Raw genomic sequence first — 23,863 nt, 5'->3', positions numbered from 1 at the left:
TCACCTGTATCACAGTAACTTAAGTATACCGCACTTAGAACTTGTTTGGTGCAATTCGTTCAATAATTTGGGCTATACCATCCTCTTCATTGCTTAAAGCAATTATTTCAGCGCTTTCTTTGACACTTTGACTGGCATTTGCCATAGCAACTGGATGAGCAACGCTTTTGAGCATGGGCAGGTCATTTTCATCATCACCAAATGCGACCAGCTGATCATAGTCCGCCAGTTCATGCTCAATCAGATAGCGAGCAGCGCACCCTTTATCGACAGCTGCGGCGTTGATCGTTAAATAACCATCGCCGGCCTCATGAATCGCGATTTCATTTGAATGGTTCGCGATAAGCCGTTTTTTGACCTCTTTTAGCCGTTTTGAATCTTCAATAATCATCAAAATCTGCAGCGCGTTTTTTAGCGGCCGCTGATCGGCATCAAAAACTGGCTGAATGCCCGTATAAAAAATCTCGGTTTCAATCTGCTGATCAAGCTTAGAAACATGCCAGCTTTCGGCATCCATCCAGGTAAAGTTCAGCTCGGGAAATTCAGCTTTAACCAAGTTCTGCAGCTTTTGTGCCATTTGATCCGGAATCGCGTGCTGCTCTAAAACCCTAAATTCATGAACAGCCGGCTGAAAAACAACCGCGCCATTTAAAGCCGTCTGTGGTCCAGTCAGCTGCAGCTGGTTGATCAGGTCAAGCATTTGAATCGGCATCCGCGCTGAAGCCAGCATTAATGGCAGCTGGCTTTTAACAACCGTAAGAATCGTTCTTGGACTCAGCTTTCCCTGTTCATTAAGCAGGGTATGATCCAAGTCGCTGATTAGATAATATCCCAAGGCAACCCATCCTTTCGTATCAATCGTTTCATCTGTTTTTCTAATCTTAGCATGGTCAAATCAATAAATCTTTGCTATTTTCAGCAAAATTTTCATAGACATTTATAAAAAATAGCGTTAATATTAGAAAAACATTAAAAAATAAGTTTTGATTCTAATTTAAAGGGAGATGTCCGTATGAGTCGAAAAGTTGCTGTTATCGGAATGGGAAACGTTGGTGCCGCAGTTGCTCACTATATTGTGGCCTGTGGTTTTGTTGACGACCTGGTACTGATTGACAAAAACGAAGCTAAAGTCAAAGCCGACGCATTGGACTTCTACGACGCAATGCCAAACCTGAAGAACCACACTAACATCTTCGTTAATGACTATTCGCAATTGGAAGATGCTGACGTTGTGGTTTCAGCACTTGGCAATATCAAGCTGCAGGACAACAAAGACGATGACCGCTTTGCCGAACTGCCATTTACGCGCGTTCAAGTCCGTGAAGTCGCTCAAAAGATTAAAGAATCTGGCTTCCATGGCAAGATGGTCGTAATTACCAATCCAGTTGACGTGATCACCTCAATTTATCAAGAAGTTACCGGTCTGCCAAAGAATCATGTCATTGGTACAGGAACGCTGCTTGACTCGGCACGGATGAAGCGGGCCGTTGCTCAGCGCCTGCATCTGGATCCTCGTTCCGTGACCGGCTACAACCTGGGTGAACACGGGAACTCTCAATTTACTGCCTGGTCAACGGTGCGCGTATTAGATCAGCCAATTACTGAACTGGCTAAGGACCGCGGCTTGGATCTGGACAGTCTGGATCATGAGGCACGAGTTGGCGGCTTTACCGTTTTCCGCGGCAAGAAGTACACCAACTATGGGGTTGCAACGGCTGCCGTTCGTCTGGTCAACACGATTCTTTCCGACGCCCACACCGAACTGCCAGTATCCAACTATCGTGAGGAATATGGAACCTATCTTTCCTACCCTGCCGTAGTTGGCCGCGATGGCATTTTGGAACAGGTTCAACTGGATCTGACTGACGAAGAGCTGGAAAAACTGCAGACGTCTGCCAACTACATCAAGCAAAAGTACGCTGAAAGTCAAGAAGCTGCCAAGGAAGGCAAATAAAAGAAAAAGGATGGGGCTAAATCCCATCCTTTTTTTTATTTTAATGATTCATTAAGTATTGATAGATCTGCTGACCGGCAATTGCGCCATCGCCCACCGCAGTTGCAATTTGCCGCAGCGGCGTTTCACGAACGTCACCAATAGCAAAAACGCCTGGCAGACTGGTTGCCATCAGATCATTGGTCTTAACATAGCCCTGCTCGTTTAAGATGCCCAAGTCCTTAAATGGAGCAGTCATCGGCACGCTGCCAACATAGATAAAGACCCCATCGGCTTGCATTTCTGCATCCTTGCCAGTCTTGGAGTCATGCGTCTTAACGCCCACGACCTTATTGTCATCGCCAAGCACTTCGGTAACCTGAGTATTGAAGATGAATTCCATCTTGTCGTTTTGCTTAGCCTGTTCTTGAATCAGCGGCTGAGCTCGCAGCTGGTCACGCCGAACTACTACCGTTACCTTTTTTGCCAGCTGAGTCAGATATATCCCCTCTTCAACTGCCGAGTCGCCACCGCCAACGACGACCACGTGCTTGTTCTTAAAAAAGGCGCCATCGCATACCGCGCAGTAGGATACGCCGCGACCGCCATATTCTTCTTCACCAGGAACCCCCATATGCCGCTGCTGCGTTCCCGTTGCAATTACCAATACCTTAGCAGTAAAGACGTCGCCCATGTCGGTCGTCAGCTGCTTCAAATCACCAGCAAGCTCAACTTTTTCAACCGTACCATAAGCATATTGGGCACCAAACTGCGTCGCCCCTTGATACATATCCTGTGCCAGTTCAGGTCCCTGTACCGTCTTAAAGCCTGGGTAGTTTTCAATTGCGGCCGTGTTATTCAGATTACCGCCATAAATCCCCCGATCCAGCATCAAAACGGATAAGTTGGCTCTTGAGGCATATAGAGCCGCGGTCATCCCGGCAGGACCGGCGCCAACCACGATTACGTCATAATTGGTTTGTTTTTCTTCTGCCATGTTGTTCCTCCGTATAAATAATGATTAATGATATCTTACTTGGTTTAGGATTATTTGTCTATCGTTTTGCTTACTTTTTGTTAGTTAGCAAAAAACGGGATGCTTTTTATCAGCATCCCGTCTTTTTAATTACTTCTTGGCCTTGTCTTCAGCAGACATCTTAGCCCCAAGCTCTTTAATGTATTCGCGCAGCTCGTCTTTAACTTCTGGGTGGTTCAGACCATATTCAATGTTGGTCTCGATCCAGCCAAACTTGTTGCCGACATCGTAGCGATCGCCCTTGTATTCATGGGCAAATACCCGCTGCGTCTTGTTCAGCGTGTTGATGGCATCCGTCAATTGGATCTCGTTGCCCTTGCCTGGCTTGGTCTTAGCCAAAACGTCAAAAATTTCTGGCGTAAAGACGTAACGGCCAATGATTGCCAGATCACTTGGCGCGTCTTTTGGATCTGGCTTTTCCACAAAGCTCGTGACGTTGAAAAGCCCTGGCTTAACTTCCTTGCTTGGGTTGATCACACCATACTTAGAGGTATCTTCATGAGGCACGCGCATTACGGCCAGAGTTGAGGCACCAGTTTCGTGATAGCTGTCGATCAGCTCTTTGGTCAATGGCGTGCCGTTGTTGTTGATGTTGTTCAAATCATCGCCAAGCATCACGACGAATGGTTCGTCACCAATAAAGTCGCGTGCTGTCAAAACAGCATCCCCCAAGCCACGTGGGTGAGATTGACGAATAAAGTAAATGTTGATGTCAGTGGTTTCTTGAACCAGCTTCAGCATCTCATCCTTGTGCTTGTCGCGCAGATTGTCTTCCAGCTCTGGGTTGGAGTCAAAGTGATCTTCAATCGAGCGCTTGTTCTTGCCATCAACGACAACAATATCTTGAATGCCTGACTTGCGGGCTTCTTCAACAATAAATTGAATCGTTGGCTTATCAACGATTGGCAGCATTTCCTTAGCTAAGGCCTTGGTAGCTGGTAAAAACCGCGTCCCCAGGCCAGCTGCAGGAATAATTGCTTTACGAACTTGTTTCATTATCAAAAAATCCTTTCAGCTTCATAGCAGAATAGTTACACGCTTACATTTTACCATACTTATGGCAAATTATTTATTCCATTTCTGAAGTAGCCTTCCGACTCATCAGATTGGTAATAGCCGTTTCAATGTCTTCACCTTCATAAAGCACCCGGTAAAGCGCCTCAGTAATCGGCATCTTGACATTGCGTTTTTGAGCCAGCTCATAGGCAGCCTTGGCCGTGTAGATTCCCTCAATCACCATTCCCATGTTGCTGATGACATCTTCCAATTGGCGACCCTGACCCAGTTGATAGCCAGCTCGCCAGTTGCGTGAGTTCTTGCTGGTTGCCGTAACCACTAAGTCGCCGACACCAGAAAGGCCGATAAACGTAAATGGATTAGCGCCAAATGCCACGCCCAGCCGCCGAATCTCAGCCAAGCCACGCGTAATCAGGGCAGCCCGTGCGTTGTCCTTGTAGCCCAGTCCCTGCAGCGCGCCGGCACCGATTGCAATAATATTCTTTAAGGCTCCACCAAATTCGGCACCAATTACGTCATCGTTGGTGTAGACCCGGAAAAAGTTGTTGGAGAACAGTTTTTGGACACGCTCGGCAGCCGTCAGATTGGCACAGGCAGCCGTAACTGCCGTCATATCCTGGATGGCAACGTCTTCTGCATGGCTTGGACCTGAAAGGACGACAATGTCTTGCCGATGATCCTCATCAATTTCTTCAGCCAGCATTTGAGAAGGCCGCTTGTAGGTTTCTTGTTCCAGCCCTTTAGTGGCATGGATCAAAAGCGGCTTTTGATCCAGCTTAACCAGAATCTTGTTTAGATTGCCGGCAACCTCACGCAGTCCCTTGGTTGGAATTACCATCAGGATGTATTCAGCATCCCGAACGGCTTCTTCCATATCATCGGTTGCCTTTAGATCAGGCGAGTACTTAAAGTCTTTCATGTATTGAGGGTTGATGTGCCAGCGGTTCATCGTGACTACCTGTTCTGAGTCGCGTGACCAAAGCATGACCTCTTCATTATTGCCGACTAAAAGATTGGCCAGCACACTGCCCCAAGATCCAGCACCTAAAACAGCAATTTTGTTACTCATTTATTTTTCTCCTTTCAACGATGCGGCATACCATGGTAATTGTTTTGAATGGCGCCGCGCTATCCAAACCGTTAATGCGCCGATAAAAAGGACTGCCGATAAGACCTGCGAGATTCGCAAAGGTCCCAGCATCAAGCTGTCCGTGCGCATTCCTTCAATAAAGAATCTGCCAAATGCATACCACATAACGTAGGTCAAAAAGATTTCGCCCTGCTTGAACAGATGCGGACGATGACGCAGACTTACCAATAGCAAAAAGCCTGCCAGATCCCATAGCGATTCATATAAAAACGTTGGCACGCGATAATGCCCGCCAATATACATCTGATTGATGATAAAGGCTGGCAGATGCTGAGCTTTTAATGCCGCTAGAGTCGTAACCTTCCCAAATGCCTCTTGATTGAAAAAGTTTCCCCAGCGTCCCATTGCCTGTGCCATGATAACGGTTGGTGCAATGATATCCAGCATCGTCCAGGCTGATACTTGCTTGGCACGACAAAAGAAATACAGCGTCAAAAAGCCACCCAAGATCGCACCATAGATGGCAATGCCTCCATCCCAGATGGCAATAATCTCGCCTGGAAACCTAGAATAATACGGCCATTGAAATGCAACATAGTAGATGCGGGCACAGATCACAGCAATTGGCAGCGCCCACAAAAGATAGTCGTAAAAATATTCTTCATCGATTCCCTTACGATTGCCTTCCCGAATTGAAAGCCACAGCGCAAGAACGACACCGGTTGCAATAATGATACCATACCAGTGAATCTTAATTGCCCCCAACTGAAAGGCAATTGGATCCAAGCTTAAGAGCGTATTAATCATGCTCATTTTCCTGCTTTTGTTCCTTTGCCTGCGTATCGTGGGCCGAATTTTGCTGAATCAAGCGATTTAAATTGTCATCAAAGGTCTTGGTAGCGTCGTATCCCATCGTTTCAGCCCGGTAGTTCATTGCTGCCGATTCGATAATGATGGCCAGATTCCGCCCTGTCTTAACCGGAATTGAGACTTTAGGAATGATGACGCCTTGAATCGTCTGCGTATCACCGCGGTCGCCCAATCGATCAAACTGGGCATCCGGCGTCCAAGTTTCCAGGTGAACGATAAAATTGATGATGTCGCTTTCCATAATGGCTCCGGCACCATACAGATTCATCACGTCAATGATCCCGATCCCGCGAATTTCCATTAAGTGATCAAGAATAGCCGGTGCTGAACCAACCAGCGTCTGTTCGTCTCTGGCATAGACTTCAACTCGATCATCGGCAACCAGACGATGACCACGCCGCACCAGCTCCAAGGCCGTTTCTGATTTGCCGACCCCGGAATCACCGGTAATCAAGACCCCGATCCCGTTAATATCAACCAAGACCCCATGCAGCGACTGACGCTTGGCCAAGCATCCCACCAGATAGGAGGTCATGTTGCTTAGAATCCGTGATGACGTCAAATGCGTGCCTAAAATCGGAATATGGGCCGCTTCGGCAGCTTTTGACAGTTCAATTGGAATCGGCAGGTCCGTTGAGATTACGAAACATGGCGTCTGTGGCATACACATTTTTGTCATGTATTCAGTCCGATGCGCCTGCGTCATATCCTTGGCAAATGAGGTTTCCGTAATTCCCAGCAGCTGAATGCGCTCAGCTGGATAGTGGGTAAAGTAGCCGGCAAACTCCAATGCAGGCCGGCAGATATCGCTGGTGACGATTGGACGCTGCAGATAGTCTTCACCCTGCAGCACTTTGAGTCGGACGTTTTTGACTAACTCTTCAACAGTTACGCTTTCTGGCATTTTTATTCACTTCCCGATAATTAACTTTCTACAAAGTGGTTGGCAATAATCGTATTGCATACTGACATAATCAAAGCAATCAGCATGGCCGACCCCAGCGATGAAAAGTAGAAGACGCTCTTGCCAACAACGCTTGAGGTCAAAAGCAGCATAAAGCCATTGATCACAATACTAAAAAGCCCCAGCGTCAAAACGTTGATTGGCAAAGAAATCAGCAGCAGAAATGGCTTTATCAGTGCATTCAAGACCGCTAAAACCAAGCTGGCCAACAATGCCACGCCAACGCTGGAAACGTAAAACATGCCGGTCTGGGCAAAGAGTCCGGCCAAGGCAATAAACAAAACGGCATCAATCAAAACGCTCTTGAAAAAGCCCATTAATCTTTCCTTCCTGATTTAACGTCATGTTCTTCAACATCATGCAGTACTCGCCGCGGCTCCTGCTTTTGTTCAGGAGTCTTGGCCCGATTCAGCCAATCAAAGAAATTGAAAGGTTGTGGATCTGCCGGCATGATAACTGCCATCAGCAGATAGATCAAAACTCCGGGAACGATTGAGGTCAGAACCGTCAAAACCGCATAGCCGATTCGCAGCCATTTTGGATTGATCTTAAAATACTGGCCCAAGCCGCCAAAAACGCCGGCAAGATAGCGATCGCTTGCCGAACGAGTCAGCCGCCGCTTTTGTTTGTAACGCTGTTCTCTGGTCAAGATTTTTCCTTCCTTTCTTTATCTATCTTACTTTGTTTTCGCTTTCACCACAATCTGCTTTAATGCGGATTCTTTTTGCTTAATCTCCACTGCAGGTAGGCATTGATAAATGGATCCAGGTTGCCATCCATTACCCCCTGCACGTCATGAGTCTCATAGCCGCTGCGGTTGTCTTTGACCATCGTGTACGGCTGAAAGACATAGGAGCGAATCTGAGATCCCCAGCCAATATCCAGCTGAACGCCCTCAATCTCAGCGCGCTGCTTAGCCTGCTTTTCTTCTTCTAATTCATAAAGCTTGGACTTCAGCATGCTCATAGCCGTCTGCCGGTTTTGCAGCTGCGAGCGCTCAGCCTGCGAGGCCACCACGATCCCGGTCGGCAGGTGAGTAATCCGGACGGCTGACTCGGTCTTGTTGATGTGCTGACCACCGGCACCCGATGAACGGAAGGTATCGACGCGCAGATCGGATGGGTCAATATCGATCTGTACGCTGTCGTCCAGTTCCGGCATAACGTCAACACTGGCAAATGAGGTGTGCCGACGCTTGGCCGCATCAAACGGCGAGATTCTTACCAGCCGATGCACGCCTTTTTCACTGCGCAGCATTCCATAGGCATTGCGCCCCTTAATCAGCAGACTGACGCTTTTAATCCCGGCTTCTTCGCCAGCTTCATAGTTGGCCGTCTCTACGACAAAGCCGTGCCGCTCCGCCCAGCGTACATACATTCTAAGCAGCATTGCACCCCAGTCTTGGGCCTCGGTACCACCAGCGCCGGGATGAATTTCTAAGATTGCGTTCTTGTCATCATACGGTCCATCCAGCAGCTGCGTCAGACGATACTCCTGCAGCTCTTTTTGCGTTGCCGCATAATCAAGCTCAAACTCTGACTGCAGCTCATCATCGGCATCTTCGCTCAGCAGCTCAATCGTCGTCTGCAGATTTTCCAGCTGTTCTTTTAAATGAACGTAGGTGTCGCGTTTGGCCTTTAAATCATTATTCTCGTTGATAACTTTTTGAGCGGTTTCGTTGTCGTTCCAAAAATTCGGATCCGTCATCCGGTGCTCGTTTTCGGCGATGCGCTCGTTTAGGGCATCCAGGTCAAAGAGACCTCCCGAAGCGTGCAACCTCAGCCTGCATTGCTTCTAAATTTTTCTTGGCTTCACTTAGTTCCAAAGTGATTCATCCTTTCAATAAGCAAAAATACGACAGCGGTACCGTGCCTGGCGCCCTGCTGCCGTACCTGTTTGGTTTTATCGTTCAACGTTGTGTCTGATTTCCGACTTCATGAAAAGACGCGTTGTTTCATATTCAATATCGGCAATCATCTGTTCAAACATATGGTAGCCAGCCGTTTGGTACTCGACCAGCGGATTAAGCTGACCATAGCCCCGCAGCCCGACCGACTGACGGAACTGATCCATCACGTCAATATGATCGGTCCAGTGAGAGTCCACGACCCGCAAAATAACGACCTTTTCAAATTCAAGCATCTGCGCTGGATCATAAAGCTGACGCTGCTTGTCTTTGTAAACGCCATTGGCCAGGCTCATCAAGTACTTGACGATCTCTGATTGCGACTTGCCCTGCAGATCCTTGACGCTGATCTGATCCGGCTTTACCAGCGTTTCAACGGCAAAGTCGACGATTTCCTGCAGCTTCCAGTCTTTTTGATCGCCAAGCGTATGCTGATCAACCTCACGCTGAATCGTCCGCTCAACCATCGGCATCAAGACCCACTTCAAGGATTTTTCCTCAGTAATGACCTGCTGACGCTCCTTATAAATGATCTCACGCTGCTCTCGCATAACGTCATCATATTGCAAAACGTTCTTTCGTGAGTCGTAGTTGTTACCTTCAACCCGCTTTTGAGCTGATTCAACCTGCCGCGTCAAGAAACGACTCTTGATCACGGCATCTTCGTCTTCAACCTTCATCCGTTCCAAGAAGGCCTTGATGCGATCGCCACCAAAGCGACGCATCAGATCGTCTTCCAGTGACAGATAGAACTGAGAGATTCCCGGATCACCCTGACGTCCCGAGCGTCCCCGCAGCTGGTTGTCGATTCGGCGGCTTTCATGACGCTCAGTCCCGATAACCGCCAACCCGCCCAGTTCACGTACGCCTGGTCCCAGCTTGATGTCGGTTCCTCGACCGGCCATGTTGGTAGCGATGGTAACTGCGCCAACCTGACCGGCATTTTTAATAATATCGGCTTCCTTGGCGTGATTTTTAGCGTTTAAGACCACATGCGGAATGTTTTCTTTGTCCAGCATTGCTGACAGATATTCCGAAGTTTCCACCGCAACCGTCCCGACCAAGACTGGCTGGCCTTTTTCATGCAGCGCCTTGATTCGTTTGACGACAGCCCTAAACTTGCTTTCCAACGTTGGATAGAGCAGGTCCGGCTCATCAATCCGTGCAACGGGACGGTTGGTTGGGATCGAGATGGTTTCCATGTTGTAGATCTCACGGAACTCTTCCTGCTCGGTCTTGGCCGTCCCCGTCATCCCGGCAAGCTTTTTATACATCCGGAACAGGTTTTGGTAGGTGATGTTGGCCATCGTCTTGTTTTCTTCTTGAATCGGCACGTGCTCTTTGGCTTCAATGGCTTGATGCAGACCGTCTGAAAAGCGCCGTCCCTGCATGATCCGTCCAGTAAACGAGTCAACGATCAAGACCTCTTTATCCTTAGAGACCACGTAATCCTTGTCGCGCAGCATGATGTAGTTGGCCCGCAAAGCTTGATCAAGGTGGTGCGTCAAAGCCGTGTTCTCTGGGTTGTAGAGGTTATCCAGATTAAAGTACTTATCAGCTTTCTTGATCCCTTCATCAGTCAGTGAAACCGTCTTGGATTCCAGATCAATCTTGTAGTCAACGTCTTTTTTCAGCTTTTTGACGAAACGGTCGGTCTGCTGATAAAGCTTCGATGTCCCCGTACCTGGTCCGGAAATAATCAATGGCGTCCGCGCCTCGTCGATCAAGATTGAGTCAACCTCATCGACAATGGCAAAGTTCAAGCCGCGCTGCACTTGATCTTCTTTATAGACGGCCATGTTGTCACGCAGATAGTCGAAACCAATCTCACTGTTGGTTGAATACATGATATCGCACTGGTAGGCTTTGCGCTTTTCATCAGGGTCCATCTCAGAGTTGTTGACGCCAACTGAGCAACCCAGCCAGTTGTACAGCTGCCCCATTTCCGTTGCATCACGCTTGGAAAGATATTCATTAACGGTGATGACGTGTACCCCTTCGCCAGAGATTGCGTTGAGGTAGACCGGCATCGTAGCCGTCAGGGTTTTACCTTCACCAGTCTTCATTTCTGCAATATTGCCTTCGTGAAGAACGATTCCCCCCATAATCTGGACGTGAAAAGGGTACAGTCCCAAAACTCGTTTGGCAGCCTCACGAGCAACCGCAAAGGCTTCTGGCAGCATGTCGTCAAGTGATTCGCCTTTTTGATAGCGTTCCCGGAATTCCGGCGTCTTGGCCTGCAGCTGTTCATCCGTCAGCTTGCTCATTTGATCGGCGTAGCTTTCCACCCGATTGGCAATCTTATCAATCCGGCGCAGTTCTCGTCGATCGCTTTCAATCCACTTTTTCAGTACGTTCGCCATTAAGCGTCATTTCCTCCATTACAATGATTCTAAAAGGCTAAATCATCAAGTGCAATCTAACCCATTATCATTTTATTTTCATATTTCCCATTTTAACATGGAACAAGCGACATGAACATGAAACTGTTCAACCAGGCCCCATCAATGAAAATCTCGGACCAAATAAAAAAGGAACGGCTAAAAATGCCATTCCTTTCCGCTGTTTACGGACTAGTTGATTTCAATCAGACCGTAGCGACCATCCTTACGACGGTATACAACGCTGGTGCCATTGGTTTCAGCGTCTTCAAAGACAAAGAAGTCATGTCCCAGCATGTCCATTTGTAAGACAGCTTCTTCTGGGTCCATTGGCTTCAAGGAGATTTGCTTGGTCCGTACGATCTTTAAATCGTCACTGACTGGTTCGTCTTCAACATCAGGTACAAAGTCCATGTTCTTGTAGCCCTTTTCACGGGACTTGCGGTTAACCTTGGTCTTGTACTTACGGATTTGACGTTCCAGCTTGTCGGTAACCAAGTCAATGCTGCCGTACATGTCGCTGGAAGTTTCTTCCGCCCGCAGCGTTAAGTATGGGAGCGGAATCGTTACTTCAACTTTGAAGGTCTTGTTAGGGTAGACCTTCAGATTAACGTGCGCATTTGCCTCAACGTTATCTTCGAAGAACTTTTCCAGTTTGCTGATCCGCTTGATGACATAGTCGCGAATCGATTCGGTAACTTCGACGTTTTCACCACGAATATTGAATTTTAGCATTGCACTTCTCTGTTATCCAAATGCTGACGCTTAACGCGATTCACTCGCGTCCACTGCGTTTACCACTGACGAGTGATTCTGCCTGTCAATGACTCCTAAGACGACTGCTCTTGCCTCAAGCAGCTGTCTACGGCGATAGCCTCTGCCGCAGCTATTTCAAAATGGCTTGGTTGCTTGCGCCATTTATCTGCTATTACGCAATGTTCGCCAGATTTGCCAACAGATATTCATCTCCTTCCAGTCCAAGCAAAAAGCTTGTTCTGATTGATATCAGAAGGACCACTCTTCTCATATCCTATTTCTATTATAGATGAATTTGCTCTAATAGACAAATTCAATTTGTAATCGTTTACAGAATCTTAACTGGCCAGCGTCGCGCTGATAACGGTCTGACAGCCGGCCTGTCGGCACAGTACGGCCGCATGATACAGCGTGCGACCAGTGGTATACACGTCATCAACCAGCAAAACCCGCTGATGAGCAATTTTCTGCGGATTCATTAATTCAAAAATCTGTGGTGTTTTTAGACGTTCTTCCCGTGTTTTGGCTGATTGTGTTTGCTTATTATCCGCAATCGTTTTTAAGGCCTCAGTATAAGGCAGTGTCAGCAGTGCCGTCGTCTGATTAAAGCCGCGCGTTTTCCAGGTATGCGGCGAGATTGGAATCGGCACTAAGACATCATATGCAAACTCCTGCAGAAAATGATTAAACGTCTCTTGAAAAACAAAGCGCAGGCCATAGTCGCCTTGAAACTTAAATTTTTTCATAAATTCCCGCATAAGATCGTTATAGACATACAGACTGTGATTATTCAGCAGCCAGCCATATTGACTTTGCCATTGCCGGCATTCCCAACAGATCGATTCTTTCGGCGCCAGCATTCGTCCGCAACCAGGACAGGGATGCGCGTTTGATCGCAACAAGAGACGACTGCGGCACTGTAAACAGATGTGCGGCTCAGGCAGCTTTCCGGGCAGCAGCAGCTGTTTTAAAGTCGGCCGGCTCTCAATCGTCGCGCCGCAAAGAAGGCATTTTAGCAAGCAGCCGCGCCCCCCTTTGATTCATATAGGCAATCTGGCGCAATGCTTCACGGACGCGTCGACTCATTGCACCCACGAAAAAACAGACGGTGCCGGTAGGGCGTTCTTTGGCACGACCAGCTCGGCCAGCCATCTGAACCAGTGCCGATGCGGAAAACACTTCATCATCAGCGCCTAGAATCATCACATCGATTCCTGGAAACGTAACGCCCCGCTCCAAAATCGAGGTAGTCACCAAAAAAAGATATTTTTGCTCACGCATCGCTTGAACCTTTTCTTGACGCAGCGGATCACTGGCATGAACGGTCGCAAATTTACTCGTTGTCAAGTCGTTTTGCAGGGCCGTTTTAATTATCGGCAGATCCTTGACATGCGGCACAAAGAGCAAAAAATGCTGATGAGCTTTAATCTCATGCAAAAGCATCTGTTTGACTCTGATCGGCAGATGACCCGCCTGCAGCTGACGACGCCAGTTGATAACCAGACTGACCTTAGGCATTGGCAGCAGATGTCCATGATAGCGTAAAGGCAGATAGCTGACCGCCAATCGTCCCCTGCTGACCGCATTTAACAATTCTCGTCCAGGCGTGGCCGTTAAAAAGATCATGCCTCCATTTGGCTTGACGGCATTATGCGCTGCCAAAAAAAGCCGTGGATTGGCAGCAAACGGAAATGCATCGACCTCATCAATGATCAAGTTGTCAAATGCATGATAAAAGCGCAGCAGCTGATGGGTGGTACAAACAGTCAGCTGCCGGTAGCAATAGGCTTCTTTGGCGTGGCCGTATAACAGTGCGATCTTACAGTTTTGAAAAGCCTTGTTCAAACGGGGATAAATCTCCAGACAAACGTCAACTCGCGGCGAGGCCCAGGCAATCCGCTCACCTGCCTGCAGACGATCAGCCAGACCCTTAAACATCATTTCCGTCTTACCGGCCCCCGTTACCGCCCATATCAAACGCTTTTCGTGCTGCCGCATGCTCGCCGTTACCGTTTCAGCAACTTCAGACTGCAGCGGCGACAGTTTTCCCTGCCAAATCAACTGCGGATATGGTGCACTAAATTGATTTGGCTCGGCAACATGGTAAAATTTACTCAATGTATCAACTCGTCCCAGATTCAAACAAACTGGACAATAATACTCATGCTTTGGCAATGCGGCATCTGTCAACCTGCTTTTGGCACCACATCGCTGACAGACAGCCGCGTTTTTTACAATCTTGATCGTTGGTAAGATCTCAATTTTAGCTGATGGCTTACTTGGCATGTCAACGATTGGCACCAGGACCCGCCGGCCAAAATAGTCTTCAATCATTTTAAAGCCTCCTTAAGATACCATATGCCAAATTGCATGGATTCAAATCAAATCAACAAAGAGGAATTTTTATGACCGCGCCATTTTTAACCATTGCCCAAGATACGACCAATGAGATTATCATCAAAAAATCTCGTTTTATCTGCAGCCTGTTTCGCGTTGAATCAGAAGAACAGGCCCAAGCAGCAATTACCAAGATCAATAAGCTGCATCGCAAGGCAACTCACAACTGCTTTGCCTACCTGATCGGCGACCATGATCAGATTCAGCGAGAAAGCGATAATGGCGAGCCAAGCGGAACTGCCGGCGTGCCAATGCTGGAGGCGCTCAAGGCAAATCAGCTGCATAACGTCTTGGCAGTAGTAACGCGCTACTTTGGCGGCATTAAGCTGGGAGCTGGCGGCTTGATCCGGGCTTACAGCAATTCAGTCTCTCAGGCAATCGAGCAGGCCGGTTTGGTTGAGCGCGTTGAGCAGGCAATTTTAAAGATTGATGTCGCCTATTCACTGCATGACTCGCTGCTTTATTATTTGAAACAGGCAAACCTGGAAATTGCCGAAGAAGAATACGGCGCCAGCGTAATCGTCAGTGTCTATGTTGACGAATCCCAGCTTGAGGAACGACTGAATCAGCTGACTGAGCGTTTTAACGACCAATTGACGATCAAAAAAGGGCCAACTCGGATTCATGAACTGCCCTATCAAAAACAATAATTGCAAAACAGCCCTGCCAGCATGGAATTCTCCACTGACAAGGCTGTTTTGGTTTGGCTGGCTGGCTTAGTCTGCTTTAGGAACTGATTCAAAGTAGCTCAGCCATACGATCAGGCCAAAAATCAGCAGCATAATAAACGCATGCTGGGTTCCAATTGCCGTGGCGTTGGCCGTTCCAATCCGCAGGTGATTCTGACTCTGAGCCACCACCGTTGCCGACAGCGAAGTTCCCATTGCACCAGCAAACTGCTGCAGCGTATTCATAATGGCATTGCCCTGCGTCCGCTCATCAAATGGCAGCGCGTTCAAGGCACTGGTCATGACACATCCCATGCAGAGCCCCATGCCGCCCATATAAAAAATATAGATCAGCATAATGAACGTGTTATCCAAATGGCGACTAAAGACCGCAAACAGCGTCAATGAAAATACACAGCTGGCAAAACCAGCCAGAATCGGCTTGCGCGGTCCATACTTATCCAGCATGCGGCCGCCAAACGGGCCAAAAAACGCACCGACGAATCCGGCTGGCAAGACCAGCATTCCAGCCAGCAGCGCTGAATTGCCATTGACCAGCTGAATATAGTTAGGCAATAAAAAGGCAAAGCCCAGTGAGATGATCTGCGTCAGGAAAAAGCCCAGCACATGACCAGAAAAGGTATGATTCTTAAATAGCTTTAGATTCAAGATTGGCGTCGTAATCCTAAGGGAACGTGCAATCAAGATCATCATGCCAAGCAGGCCAAACAATAGCGAGCCGCCAACCTGCCAGCTGAACAGCTTACCACTGCTAAGGTTGCTGAAGCCAAAAACCAAGCCAGTAAACATCATGGCAATGCCAGCAAAACTGATCCCGTCAATTTTTTGGCGCTGAATCGCTGATTTTTGCTGAATGCCCCAGATTCCCAGTCCTAATGAGACCAGCAGCAACGGCAGCAAAAAGTAAAAGACCCAGCGCCAACCCAGGCTGCTGACGACAACCCCGCCAAAAGTTGGCCCGATTGCCGGCGCGATCCCGGTAATCATATTGGCCAGTCCCATCATAAAGCCAATCCTGCTTTGCGGTACCTGCTCCAATATGATATTAAACATCAATGGCAAGGCAATCCCGGTCCCAATCCCTTGAATTGCCCGCCCCATCAGCAGAAAAGCAAAATTTCCCGCTAAGGCATCAATCAAGGCACCAATGATAAACAAAAGGTTGGCGCATAAAAACAGGCTTTTGGTTGTAAAAGACTGCTTCAAGACTGCCGACAGCGGTACGATGATTGCCACGATCAAAAGATAGATTGAGGTCATCCATTGAACCGTATTCGTTGCAATATCAAACTCGCGCATTAAAGTGGGAAAGGTTATGTTCATCGCCGTTTCCACGATCACGCCGCTAAACGACATCAATCCCGTTGCCAAGATCGCCGCGTAGACCTGCTTATTGATTTTTTCCGTTTGTTTCACCAACATCACTCTTTTCCTGCAGATATGCCAAAATTTGTTCAAATGTTGCCAGTTCTTGAGGCAAGAACCGTTTTTCCAAGCGCTGCTGACGCATTTTTAGATATTGTTGGGCCGTTTTAGCCAGTTTCTTGGCTGGTGGCGTCAAGGCAACGATTTTACTGCGGCGATCCTGATTGGCCGTCTTTCTGACAATCAGTCCCGCTTTTTCCATTCGCTGCAGCATTTTAGTCGTCGTTGAACGCTTAATATTAAATTCTACTTCGATTGCATGCTGCGTACTTTGCCACTGCGGCTGATTAGCCAGGAAGTCAATCGTAGAAAGCTGCTGTCCCGTTAAATCATATTCAGCAGCAAATTGGTCAAACTGCCAAGCCAGATGATTGGCAGTCTGATGCAATTGTTTTTCTAAATAGTGCATATGCCTCTCCTTTTGTTAGCCAACTAACATTTTCATACTAGAATCTGATTGGCCAAATGTCAAAATAAAATCATAAACTCAATGCTAAAAAAACTGGCATTGATGCTTCAATGCCAGTTCTTTCAAATTAACCCAGCAGCTGCTGCACTGCTTCTAACACAATTAAAATTGCGACCAGGACTAAGATCAGTTTCATGGAAGCAATGGTTTTTACATCGTGCTGCTTGATCTTTGGCCAGTTGAACCCCAGATAGGCACCAACCAGTAACAGACAGCCTAAAAAGCCGCCCAGATCGGAGACAAAATGCTGATGACGAATCGAAAAACTCGAAATCAGAAAAATACCGATTGCTCCCATCGCTGCCCATAGCCATTGCCGATTTTTAAAAAATTTTTCCATTGGCTTAAAACCATCCCGCTCATCTATTCATGCAGGTGATAGTTGTAACTTGAGACCACGATGTTTTCGCGTGAATTTAAAGCAGCCCGCAGTCTGACGCTGGTCTGGTTATGCAGTGCCATCTGCCAAGGCTTGTTTGGAATAAACTGCGGTACCAGAACCGTTGTTGAATAGTTCTTGGCCGCAGCCCTTTTAGCAACGACATCGACAAAACGCAGCGTCGGTTTAGCAATCGAACGGTATGAGGAATGAATATCAACAAACCGCACGTCAGGATATTCTGCCTTAAACTCGTTAGCCGTCTTGTGTTCCTTGCCGGGGTTCTCATCAAACGAAACGTGCATGGCAATTACGTAATCGCCAATCGACCGGGCGTAGTTGATGGCGCCTTTGGTAACCCGCGTAACGTTACCGATCAGCACAATCACCGTCGAGCCATCATAGTCATGCAGCTGAACTTTGGTTTTTTCCGCAATTCGCAGCTGCATGCCAACTTTAATATAGTGGTTATGAATCTTGTAGAACATAAACAGCAAAGCCGGCATGATGATCAGGTATGGCCAAACATTGCCGAAGTGCTGCCAGAACAAGAAGACCACCAGACATGCCGAGATCAGTGCCCCAACCAGATTGATCGTCGACTTGCCCAGCCAGTGTCCTTGTCGGTGTCGGAACCAGTGAATGATCATCCCAGACTGCGAAAGCGTAAACGGAACGAAAACGCCAACTGCATACAAAGGAATCAGCATATTAGTCTTACCATGGAAGATCAAGATCATTACGATCGCACCAATGGCTAAGGCAATGATTCCATTAGAGTACCCTAAGCGATCCCCGCGATCCATAAAGGCATGTGGCAGGTACTTGTCTTTAGCCATATTAAAAGCCAGGATCGGAAAGGCTGAAAAACCGGTATTGGCAGCTACGGCCAGAATCATCGCCGTAGAAAGCTGCAGCAGATAAAATCCAATCCCGTGGCCATTAAAGATTACGGAACCAATCTGCGAAAGCACGGTAGCATGGGAATTTGGCACGATACCGAAGTAGTAGCTGAAGAACGTAATCCCACCAAAGAAGGCTGCCAGAATCAGACTCATAATTGCTAAAGTATTAGCAGCATTCTTCTTTTTGGGCTCATTAAAGTTAGGTACGGCATTACTAATAGCTTCAACCCCGGTCAATGAGGAAGAACCGGCTGAAAAAGCCCGAATAAACAGGACCGCCGACATCCCGGCAACCGGCGTTCCAAACGAGGCCGTTGCATGATAGGTCAGATGACCAGTCGCAATATTGAAAAAGCCCCAGATGATCATCGCGGTAATCATGATAATAAAGAAGTATACCGGAACCGTTAAGAAATTGGCACTGTCGCTCAATCCCCGCAGATTCAGAATCATAATCGAGAGGACGATAATCACCGAGATCGGTACCGAATACTTATAAAGCTGCGGAACCGCAGAAACAATCGCTTCCGTACCAGAAGTCGTCGAAACCGCAACCGTCAGCATATAGTCAACCAGCAGCGACCCGCCGGCAACCAAGCCACCCGTCCGGCCCCAGTTTTCAGTGGCTACGACATAGGCACCGCCACCACTGGGATAGGCATTGATAATCTGCCGATAGGAAAGCGTAATTGCTACCAGCAGAATCAAAACCAGCGCTGCAATCGGCAATGAGTACCAGATTGCCGCCGCCGACAGCGTTACCAAAACGGTTGTAATCTGTTCAGTACCATAAGCAACGGATGATAAAGCATCCGACGATAACAAGGCCAAAGCTTTAAACTTTGTTAAATGGGCCTGGCCTTCATCCAGCGTCTTCAAGGGCTTGCCAATGAGGACGCGTTTTAAATACCGCCACATATTCTTTTTCTCCTTCACTCTATTAAAATATAAAGTCAACAGTTATTCTACACCACGTAAATGGTTAATACCACCCAGGGCAGATTGATCACGCAACAGTTTTAGAAAATTGTTTTTTACTGATCAACATGAGCATTGACGCGCCGTCCCAATACAAGATCTTCACCTTCAACGCTGCTGTTGATGCCCCACCAGTAAAATACCAGCGAGCACAAAATGATCACGACAAAATCAAACGGATACTGAATCCAGTTCTGACCGCCAAAGCCAGCGCTGCCCAGATAAGACATCACCGAGATAAACAGCAGGTAGCCCAGCAGCCAGCCACAGCCCTTCAGCTGGATCTTCCATGAAGCGTGATGATAGCGAATCTCATAATAAGCATAGATTGGCAGACCCAAACAGATCACAAAAATTACCTCAATCGTCGTTGGCCACATTGCCCAATAGATCGCCAGGCTGGTCAAGACAAACGACAAAGGCGCCATCCATTTTAAAGAACGGGGCTTAAACGGCCGCTTAAGATCGGGTGCAATTCTTCTAAGGGCAACCGCAGCTACCGGTCCAGTCAGATAGGCAATCAAAGTCGAGGCCGAAATGACGCTGGCAAGCGCGCTCCAATTACGGAAAATGCAGACCAAAACCGCTGCCAGAATCAGATTAACGATCATAGCAAAGCGAGGTACCATATAGCGGCGCTGAAGTCGTCCCAGCCAGGCTGGCAAATGATCACCGCGTGCCATTGCCGCCAGCGTTCTGGAAGCATTGGTAACAAAAGCAACCCCGGTGCCAAATGGCGAGACGAACGCATCAATATACAACAGAATCGTCAGCCAATTGATTCCCATTAAGATTGCCAGATCCGCAAATGGCGAGGCAAAATCAATACCATGCCAGCCGTGCGCCGTTAACAGCGATGGCTTAACTGCTCCTACAAAGGTAATCTGCAGCAGAACATATAATACTGCCGTAATCGTCAATGAGATTACGACGCCACGGTAAATGTTTTTTTGTGGATCCTTCATTTCACCACCCAGATTGACAACCGTCTGGAAGGCATCATAAGAAAAAATAATTCCGGCTACCGTAGTCGCTTCAAAAATCGAACGGCTGCCATAAGGCATAAACTCATGGATGCTTTGGCCGAAATTACTAGTGTGAAAACCACTCAGCATTAACACGATGATCGTCAAGGTTGGCATCAGCAGCTTAAAAATCGAGATCAAACCAGTAAAATGCGTCAAGATCTTAACTGACCAGAAATTGATCAGCGTAAAAACGATCATAAACGCAAAGACCACCAGCAGTCCTTGATTGGTAATGCTGCCTTGACTGACAAATCTGAGCGTCCAATTAGCCCAGCTCCATGGCCATGAGCTCATATATTGTACTGAAGCCACCGCTTCGATGGGGATCAGTGTAATCAAGGAGACCCAGTTGGCCCAAGCCGCTATGAAACCTAAAAGCGGGCCATGACTGTACTGAGCGTAGCGACTCATCCCGCCGCTTTCAGGAAACATCGCACCCAGTTCAACGTAATTAAAAGCAATCACCATGATGATGATCGCCCCTAAAATCCAAGAGATGACTGCTGCTGGCCCGGCAATCCTAGCCGCCTCGCCAGCACCAAACAGCCATCCGGATCCGATCAATGAATTCAGAGCCAGTAAAATGACTGATGTTAAAGACATTTTCTGACTAGGCATTTTTGATGACATAAAAATACTCCACTAAATAAAATAGCGTCCATTGGTTTGAATGGACATACCTAACAGAATACCACTAAGCAGTCACTAAACGCAAAAAAGCGCCTCAATAATGTTGAGACGCTTTTTATTCATTGTTTGGCAATGGATTACATCATACCGGCGCCGCCTTGAGGAGCAGCTGGCTGATCATTCTTTGGTTCTGGCTTATCAGCAACAACGGCTTCAGTAGTCAAAAGCATTGCTGATACCGAAGCAGCGTTTTGCAGTGCCGAGCGCGTAACCTTGGTAGGGTCAACGATGCCGGCCGCAACCATGTCTTCATACTTGTCAATGGCAGCGTTGTAGCCGATGCCTGGCTTTTCGCTCTTCAAACGGTTAACGATGATTGAGCCTTCAACACCAGCGTTTTCAGCGATTTGACGAACTGGGGCCTCCAATGCCTTCTTAACGATGTTGACACCCGTTGCTTCATCGTCGCTTTCGGTTTCAACGTTTTCCAAGGCAGGAATTACGTTGATCAAAGCAGTACCACCACCAGGTACGAAGCCTTCTTGAACGGCAGCCCGCGTAGCGTTTAAAGCATCTTCAACGCGGTACTTCTTTTCCTTGAGTTCCGTTTCAGTAGCAGCACCGACCTTGATTACGGCAACCCCGCCAGACAGCTTGGCCAGACGTTCCTGCAGCTTTTCTTTGTCGAATTCAGAAGTCGTGTTGGCAATTGCCTGCTTGATCTGTTCAACTCGTTCAGCAATTGCATCCTTAGCACCGTTGCCGTCAACGATCGTCGTGTTGTCCTTGGTTACGGTAACCTTGTTGGCAGAACCAAGTTGAGCAATCGTAGCATCCTTTAAGCTCATGCCCAGGTCATCAGAGATTACGGTACCACCAGTCAAAATGGCGATATCCTGCAATTGAGCCTTACGACGATCGCCAAAGCCTGGCGCCTTAACCGCGCAAACGTTGAACGTCCCGCGAATCTTGTTCAATACCAAGGTTGGCAGAGCTTCACCGGTAATGTCGTCAGCAATGATCAAAAGCGAGCGGCCTTCTTGAACAACAGCCTGCAGCAATGGCAGAATGTCTTGAATGTTGCCAATCTTCTTGTCAGTGATCAGAATGTATGGATTGTCCAGATCAGATTCCATCTTGTCCGTGTCGGTTACCATGTATTGAGACATGTAGCCGCGGTCAAAGCTCATCCCTTCAACCACGTCAACCGTCGTGTCAACGCCACGGCTGTCTTCAATCGTGATTACGCCATCGTGGCCAACCTTTTCCATGGCATCGGCAATCAGTTCACCGACTTCAGGGTTGGCAGCAGAGATGGAGGCAATTTGCGCAATGTCATCCTTGCTTTGCACTTCATGACTCATCTTGTGCAGTTCTTCAACGGCAGCCTTGGTAGCCTTGTCGATACCGCGACGAATGCCAACTGGGTTAGCACCGGCAGCAACGTTCTTCATCCCAGCGTTAACGATGGCTTGCGTCAAAACGGTTGCCGTCGTCGTACCGTCACCGGCGTTGTCGTTGGTCTTGGAAGCAACTTCAGAAACAAGCTTGGCGCCCATGTTTTCAAAGTGGTCTTCCAATTCAATGTTCTTGGCGATCGTAACCCCATCGTTAGTAATCGTAGGCGCGCCATAGCTTTGTTCCAAAACAACATTGCGACCCTTAGGACCGATCGTCGTCTTAACCGTGTTGGCCAGCTTGTCTACCCCACGCAGCATTGCCTTGCGTGCATCTTCAGAAAACTTAATTTCTTTTGCCATTTTAGATTTTCACCTCATTAATATTGATCGAATGCGAAAACAAGTCTATTTAGTCAACGATGGCAACCAGGTCTTTTTCACGAACGACCAGGTACTTTTCACCATTGTATTCGACTTCATTGCCTGCGTACTTGTCAAACAGGACGCGGTCGCCTTCCTTAACGGCTGGAGCAACTTTTTGACCATTGTCCAGGTAACGGCCTTCGCCGACTGCTACAACCGTACCCGTCGTTGGCTTATCCTTGGCATTGTTAGCCAGGACAATTCCGCCAACCGTCTTTTCTTCAGCTTGTTCCGCTTTAAGAACAACGCGATCTCCTAATGGTTTTAACACGTTAATCCCTCCATCAATCATCATTAATAATTCAGATATTCTTTTTAGCACTCTTATCACCCAAGTGCTAATTACATGATCTACTATATCATGATCTTGCTAAAATGCAACAATTATTTTGACCAATTTTGACTATTATTTTATAGAAATCGCTTTAGTTGCCATTCTAACGGCATTTTGACTTTTTGACTTTTTATCAAAAAACGCATGACGATTGCTCGCCATGCGTTGAGTTATTTTTGACTGTCTTTAGTATTGTTATTTTCAATAAAGTAGATCAGAGTCTGCAGTTCATTGGTCAGGTCAATATTTTGTACCTGAACGTCTTTTGGCACTGACAGACGAACCGGCGTAAAGTTCAAGATACCATGAACTCCGGCTTCGACCAGCTCATCAGTAACAGCCTGCGACTTTTCGCCAGGCACCGTTAAAATAACGACATCAATCTGCTGTTCTTGCAGCTGCTTTTTCATCTCGCCAACCGGGTAGACAGGAATCCCACTCTTAACGGTATTTGCTAAGGCTGGTTTAGGATCAAAAGCCGCGCTGATTCGCAGATTGGTGCTTTGGTGGAAATTGTAGTTCATCAAGGCGCTGCCCAGACTGCCGACCCCAACCAAAGCCACACTGGTCAGCTTATCTTGATTCAAGATACCCTTGAAAAAGTTCAAAAGCTTTTCCACATCATAGCCATAGCCGCGCTTGCCCAATTCGCCAAAATAGGAAAAGTCGCGTCGAATCGTTGCCGAATCAACTTTAACCGCCTCTGATAATTCAGTCGATGAGACGCGCCGTTTATTGGCATTAAGCAAAACGTTCAGATACCGATAGTAGACCGGCAACCGCTTAGCCGTGGCACGGGGAATTTTACGCGTTGCCATTAATAGATTCCTCCAATTCAGATTCTAGTTTGTGA

At 47.6% G+C, this 23,863-nt stretch carries 23 protein-coding genes; 2 read left to right on the top strand and 21 right to left on the bottom strand.

All coding sequences use genetic code 11. The features are described 5' to 3' along the window. Nucleotides 1–34: 34 nt before the first annotated feature. On the bottom strand, nucleotides 35–835 hold the full coding sequence (locus ABC765_RS01675) for an HAD family hydrolase (protein WP_347952731.1): 801 nt from the start codon (nucleotides 833–835) through the stop codon (nucleotides 35–37). A gap of 177 nt (nucleotides 836–1,012) precedes the next feature. On the opposite strand from ABC765_RS01675, the gene ABC765_RS01670 reads away from it, so the two are divergent. After that, a complete protein-coding gene (locus ABC765_RS01670) occupies nucleotides 1,013–1,954 on the top strand; it encodes an L-lactate dehydrogenase (RefSeq protein WP_347952730.1) in 942 nt (313 codons plus the stop codon). A 40-nt stretch (nucleotides 1,955–1,994) separates the two neighbouring features. On the opposite strand, the gene trxB is transcribed toward ABC765_RS01670, so the two are convergent. The 12 genes from trxB to ABC765_RS01610 form a co-directional block, all read right to left on the bottom strand. Then, the gene (trxB, locus tag ABC765_RS01665) at nucleotides 1,995–2,930 is read right to left on the bottom strand and encodes a thioredoxin-disulfide reductase (RefSeq protein ID WP_347963291.1); all 936 of its coding nucleotides are present in this window, start codon (nucleotides 2,928–2,930) and stop codon (nucleotides 1,995–1,997) included. 129 nt (nucleotides 2,931–3,059) lie between these two features. Then, nucleotides 3,060–3,965: a UTP--glucose-1-phosphate uridylyltransferase GalU gene (gene galU / locus ABC765_RS01660; protein WP_006500415.1), complete on the bottom strand. Its 906-nt coding sequence runs from the start codon at nucleotides 3,963–3,965 to the stop codon at nucleotides 3,060–3,062. A 73-nt stretch (nucleotides 3,966–4,038) separates the two neighbouring features. After that, nucleotides 4,039–5,055 carry an NAD(P)H-dependent glycerol-3-phosphate dehydrogenase gene (locus ABC765_RS01655; protein WP_033934327.1) on the bottom strand — a complete coding sequence of 339 codons (1,017 nt, stop codon included), beginning with the start codon at nucleotides 5,053–5,055 and terminating at the stop codon, nucleotides 4,039–4,041. Next, entirely contained in the window at nucleotides 5,056–5,883 is an 828-nt protein-coding gene (gene lgt, locus ABC765_RS01650) for a prolipoprotein diacylglyceryl transferase (RefSeq protein ID WP_347963290.1), read from the bottom strand. Then, nucleotides 5,876–6,850, bottom strand: a complete 975-nt coding sequence (gene hprK, locus ABC765_RS01645; protein WP_347952727.1) for an HPr(Ser) kinase/phosphatase — start codon at nucleotides 6,848–6,850, stop codon at nucleotides 5,876–5,878. The genes lgt and hprK overlap by 8 nt, the downstream gene beginning before the upstream one ends. Before the next feature lie 20 nt (nucleotides 6,851–6,870). Then, the gene (locus ABC765_RS01640) at nucleotides 6,871–7,227 is read right to left on the bottom strand and encodes a phage holin family protein (protein WP_347963289.1); all 357 of its coding nucleotides are present in this window, start codon (nucleotides 7,225–7,227) and stop codon (nucleotides 6,871–6,873) included. Next, nucleotides 7,227–7,559 (bottom strand): PspC domain-containing protein, encoded by a 333-nt coding sequence (locus ABC765_RS01635; RefSeq protein WP_347963288.1) that lies wholly within the window; start codon nucleotides 7,557–7,559, stop codon nucleotides 7,227–7,229. Before ABC765_RS01635 ends, ABC765_RS01640 begins: the two co-directional genes overlap by 1 nt. Nucleotides 7,560–7,618: 59 nt before the next feature. Continuing rightward, a protein-coding gene (gene prfB / locus ABC765_RS01630) for a peptide chain release factor 2 (RefSeq protein ID WP_270627997.1) occupies nucleotides 7,619–8,735 on the bottom strand; the annotation gives its coding sequence in 2 pieces (ribosomal slippage) (nucleotides 7,619–8,674 and nucleotides 8,676–8,735; 1,116 coding nt in all). A gap of 77 nt (nucleotides 8,736–8,812) precedes the next feature. Continuing rightward, entirely contained in the window at nucleotides 8,813–11,179 is a 2,367-nt protein-coding gene (secA, locus tag ABC765_RS01625) for a preprotein translocase subunit SecA (protein ID WP_347963287.1), read from the bottom strand. A 210-nt stretch (nucleotides 11,180–11,389) separates the two neighbouring features. Then, nucleotides 11,390–11,932 (bottom strand): ribosome hibernation-promoting factor, HPF/YfiA family, encoded by a 543-nt coding sequence (gene hpf / locus ABC765_RS01620; RefSeq protein ID WP_006500424.1) that lies wholly within the window; start codon nucleotides 11,930–11,932, stop codon nucleotides 11,390–11,392. A gap of 359 nt (nucleotides 11,933–12,291) precedes the next feature. After that, entirely contained in the window at nucleotides 12,292–12,972 is a 681-nt protein-coding gene (locus ABC765_RS01615; RefSeq protein WP_347980581.1) for a phosphoribosyltransferase family protein, read from the bottom strand. Further along, nucleotides 12,938–14,287 carry a helicase-related protein gene (locus tag ABC765_RS01610; protein ID WP_347980580.1) on the bottom strand — a complete coding sequence of 450 codons (1,350 nt, stop codon included), beginning with the start codon at nucleotides 14,285–14,287 and terminating at the stop codon, nucleotides 12,938–12,940. The genes ABC765_RS01615 and ABC765_RS01610 overlap by 35 nt, the downstream gene beginning before the upstream one ends. 71 nt (nucleotides 14,288–14,358) lie before the next feature. Between ABC765_RS01610 and ABC765_RS01605 the strand changes: the two genes are divergently transcribed. Beyond that, entirely contained in the window at nucleotides 14,359–15,000 is a 642-nt protein-coding gene (locus ABC765_RS01605; RefSeq protein WP_347980579.1) for a YigZ family protein, read from the top strand. Nucleotides 15,001–15,066: 66 nt separating this feature from the next. Here ABC765_RS01605 and ABC765_RS01600 read toward each other — a convergent pair whose 3' ends face one another. From ABC765_RS01600 to ABC765_RS01565, 8 genes are all read right to left on the bottom strand, one after another. Further along, on the bottom strand, nucleotides 15,067–16,461 hold the full coding sequence (locus ABC765_RS01600) for an MFS transporter (RefSeq protein WP_347980578.1): 1,395 nt from the start codon (nucleotides 16,459–16,461) through the stop codon (nucleotides 15,067–15,069). Continuing rightward, the gene (locus ABC765_RS01595) at nucleotides 16,430–16,873 is read right to left on the bottom strand and encodes a MarR family transcriptional regulator (protein WP_347980577.1); all 444 of its coding nucleotides are present in this window, start codon (nucleotides 16,871–16,873) and stop codon (nucleotides 16,430–16,432) included. The genes ABC765_RS01600 and ABC765_RS01595 overlap by 32 nt, the downstream gene beginning before the upstream one ends. A gap of 127 nt (nucleotides 16,874–17,000) precedes the next feature. Next, nucleotides 17,001–17,273: a hypothetical protein gene (locus ABC765_RS01590; RefSeq protein ID WP_180305017.1), complete on the bottom strand. Its 273-nt coding sequence runs from the start codon at nucleotides 17,271–17,273 to the stop codon at nucleotides 17,001–17,003. Between the two features lie 23 nt (nucleotides 17,274–17,296). Beyond that, nucleotides 17,297–19,135, bottom strand: coding sequence for an APC family permease (locus ABC765_RS01585; RefSeq protein WP_039945966.1), 1,839 nt, complete (start codon nucleotides 19,133–19,135; stop codon nucleotides 17,297–17,299). 116 nt (nucleotides 19,136–19,251) lie between these two features. After that, a complete protein-coding gene (locus ABC765_RS01580) occupies nucleotides 19,252–20,853 on the bottom strand; it encodes an APC family permease (protein WP_347980576.1) in 1,602 nt (533 codons plus the stop codon). Between the two features lie 137 nt (nucleotides 20,854–20,990). Then, complete coding sequence (groL, locus tag ABC765_RS01575; RefSeq protein ID WP_048345414.1) at nucleotides 20,991–22,613, bottom strand: chaperonin GroEL; 1,623 nt, start codon at nucleotides 22,611–22,613, stop codon at nucleotides 20,991–20,993. Nucleotides 22,614–22,662: 49 nt separating this feature from the next. Beyond that, a complete protein-coding gene (gene groES, locus ABC765_RS01570; RefSeq protein ID WP_034541305.1) occupies nucleotides 22,663–22,947 on the bottom strand; it encodes a co-chaperone GroES in 285 nt (94 codons plus the stop codon). Nucleotides 22,948–23,180: 233 nt separating this feature from the next. Next, nucleotides 23,181–23,828, bottom strand: coding sequence for a redox-sensing transcriptional repressor Rex (locus tag ABC765_RS01565; RefSeq protein WP_033934316.1), 648 nt, complete (start codon nucleotides 23,826–23,828; stop codon nucleotides 23,181–23,183). Between the last annotated feature and the right edge of the window lie 35 nt (nucleotides 23,829–23,863).

The organism is Limosilactobacillus sp. WILCCON 0051, from assembly GCF_039955095.1.
GTDB classification, from domain to species: Bacteria; Bacillota; Bacilli; order Lactobacillales; family Lactobacillaceae; genus Limosilactobacillus; species Limosilactobacillus allomucosae.
The sequence above is the reverse complement of the archived record's forward strand: the minus strand, read 5'-3'. Positions and strand labels throughout refer to the sequence as shown.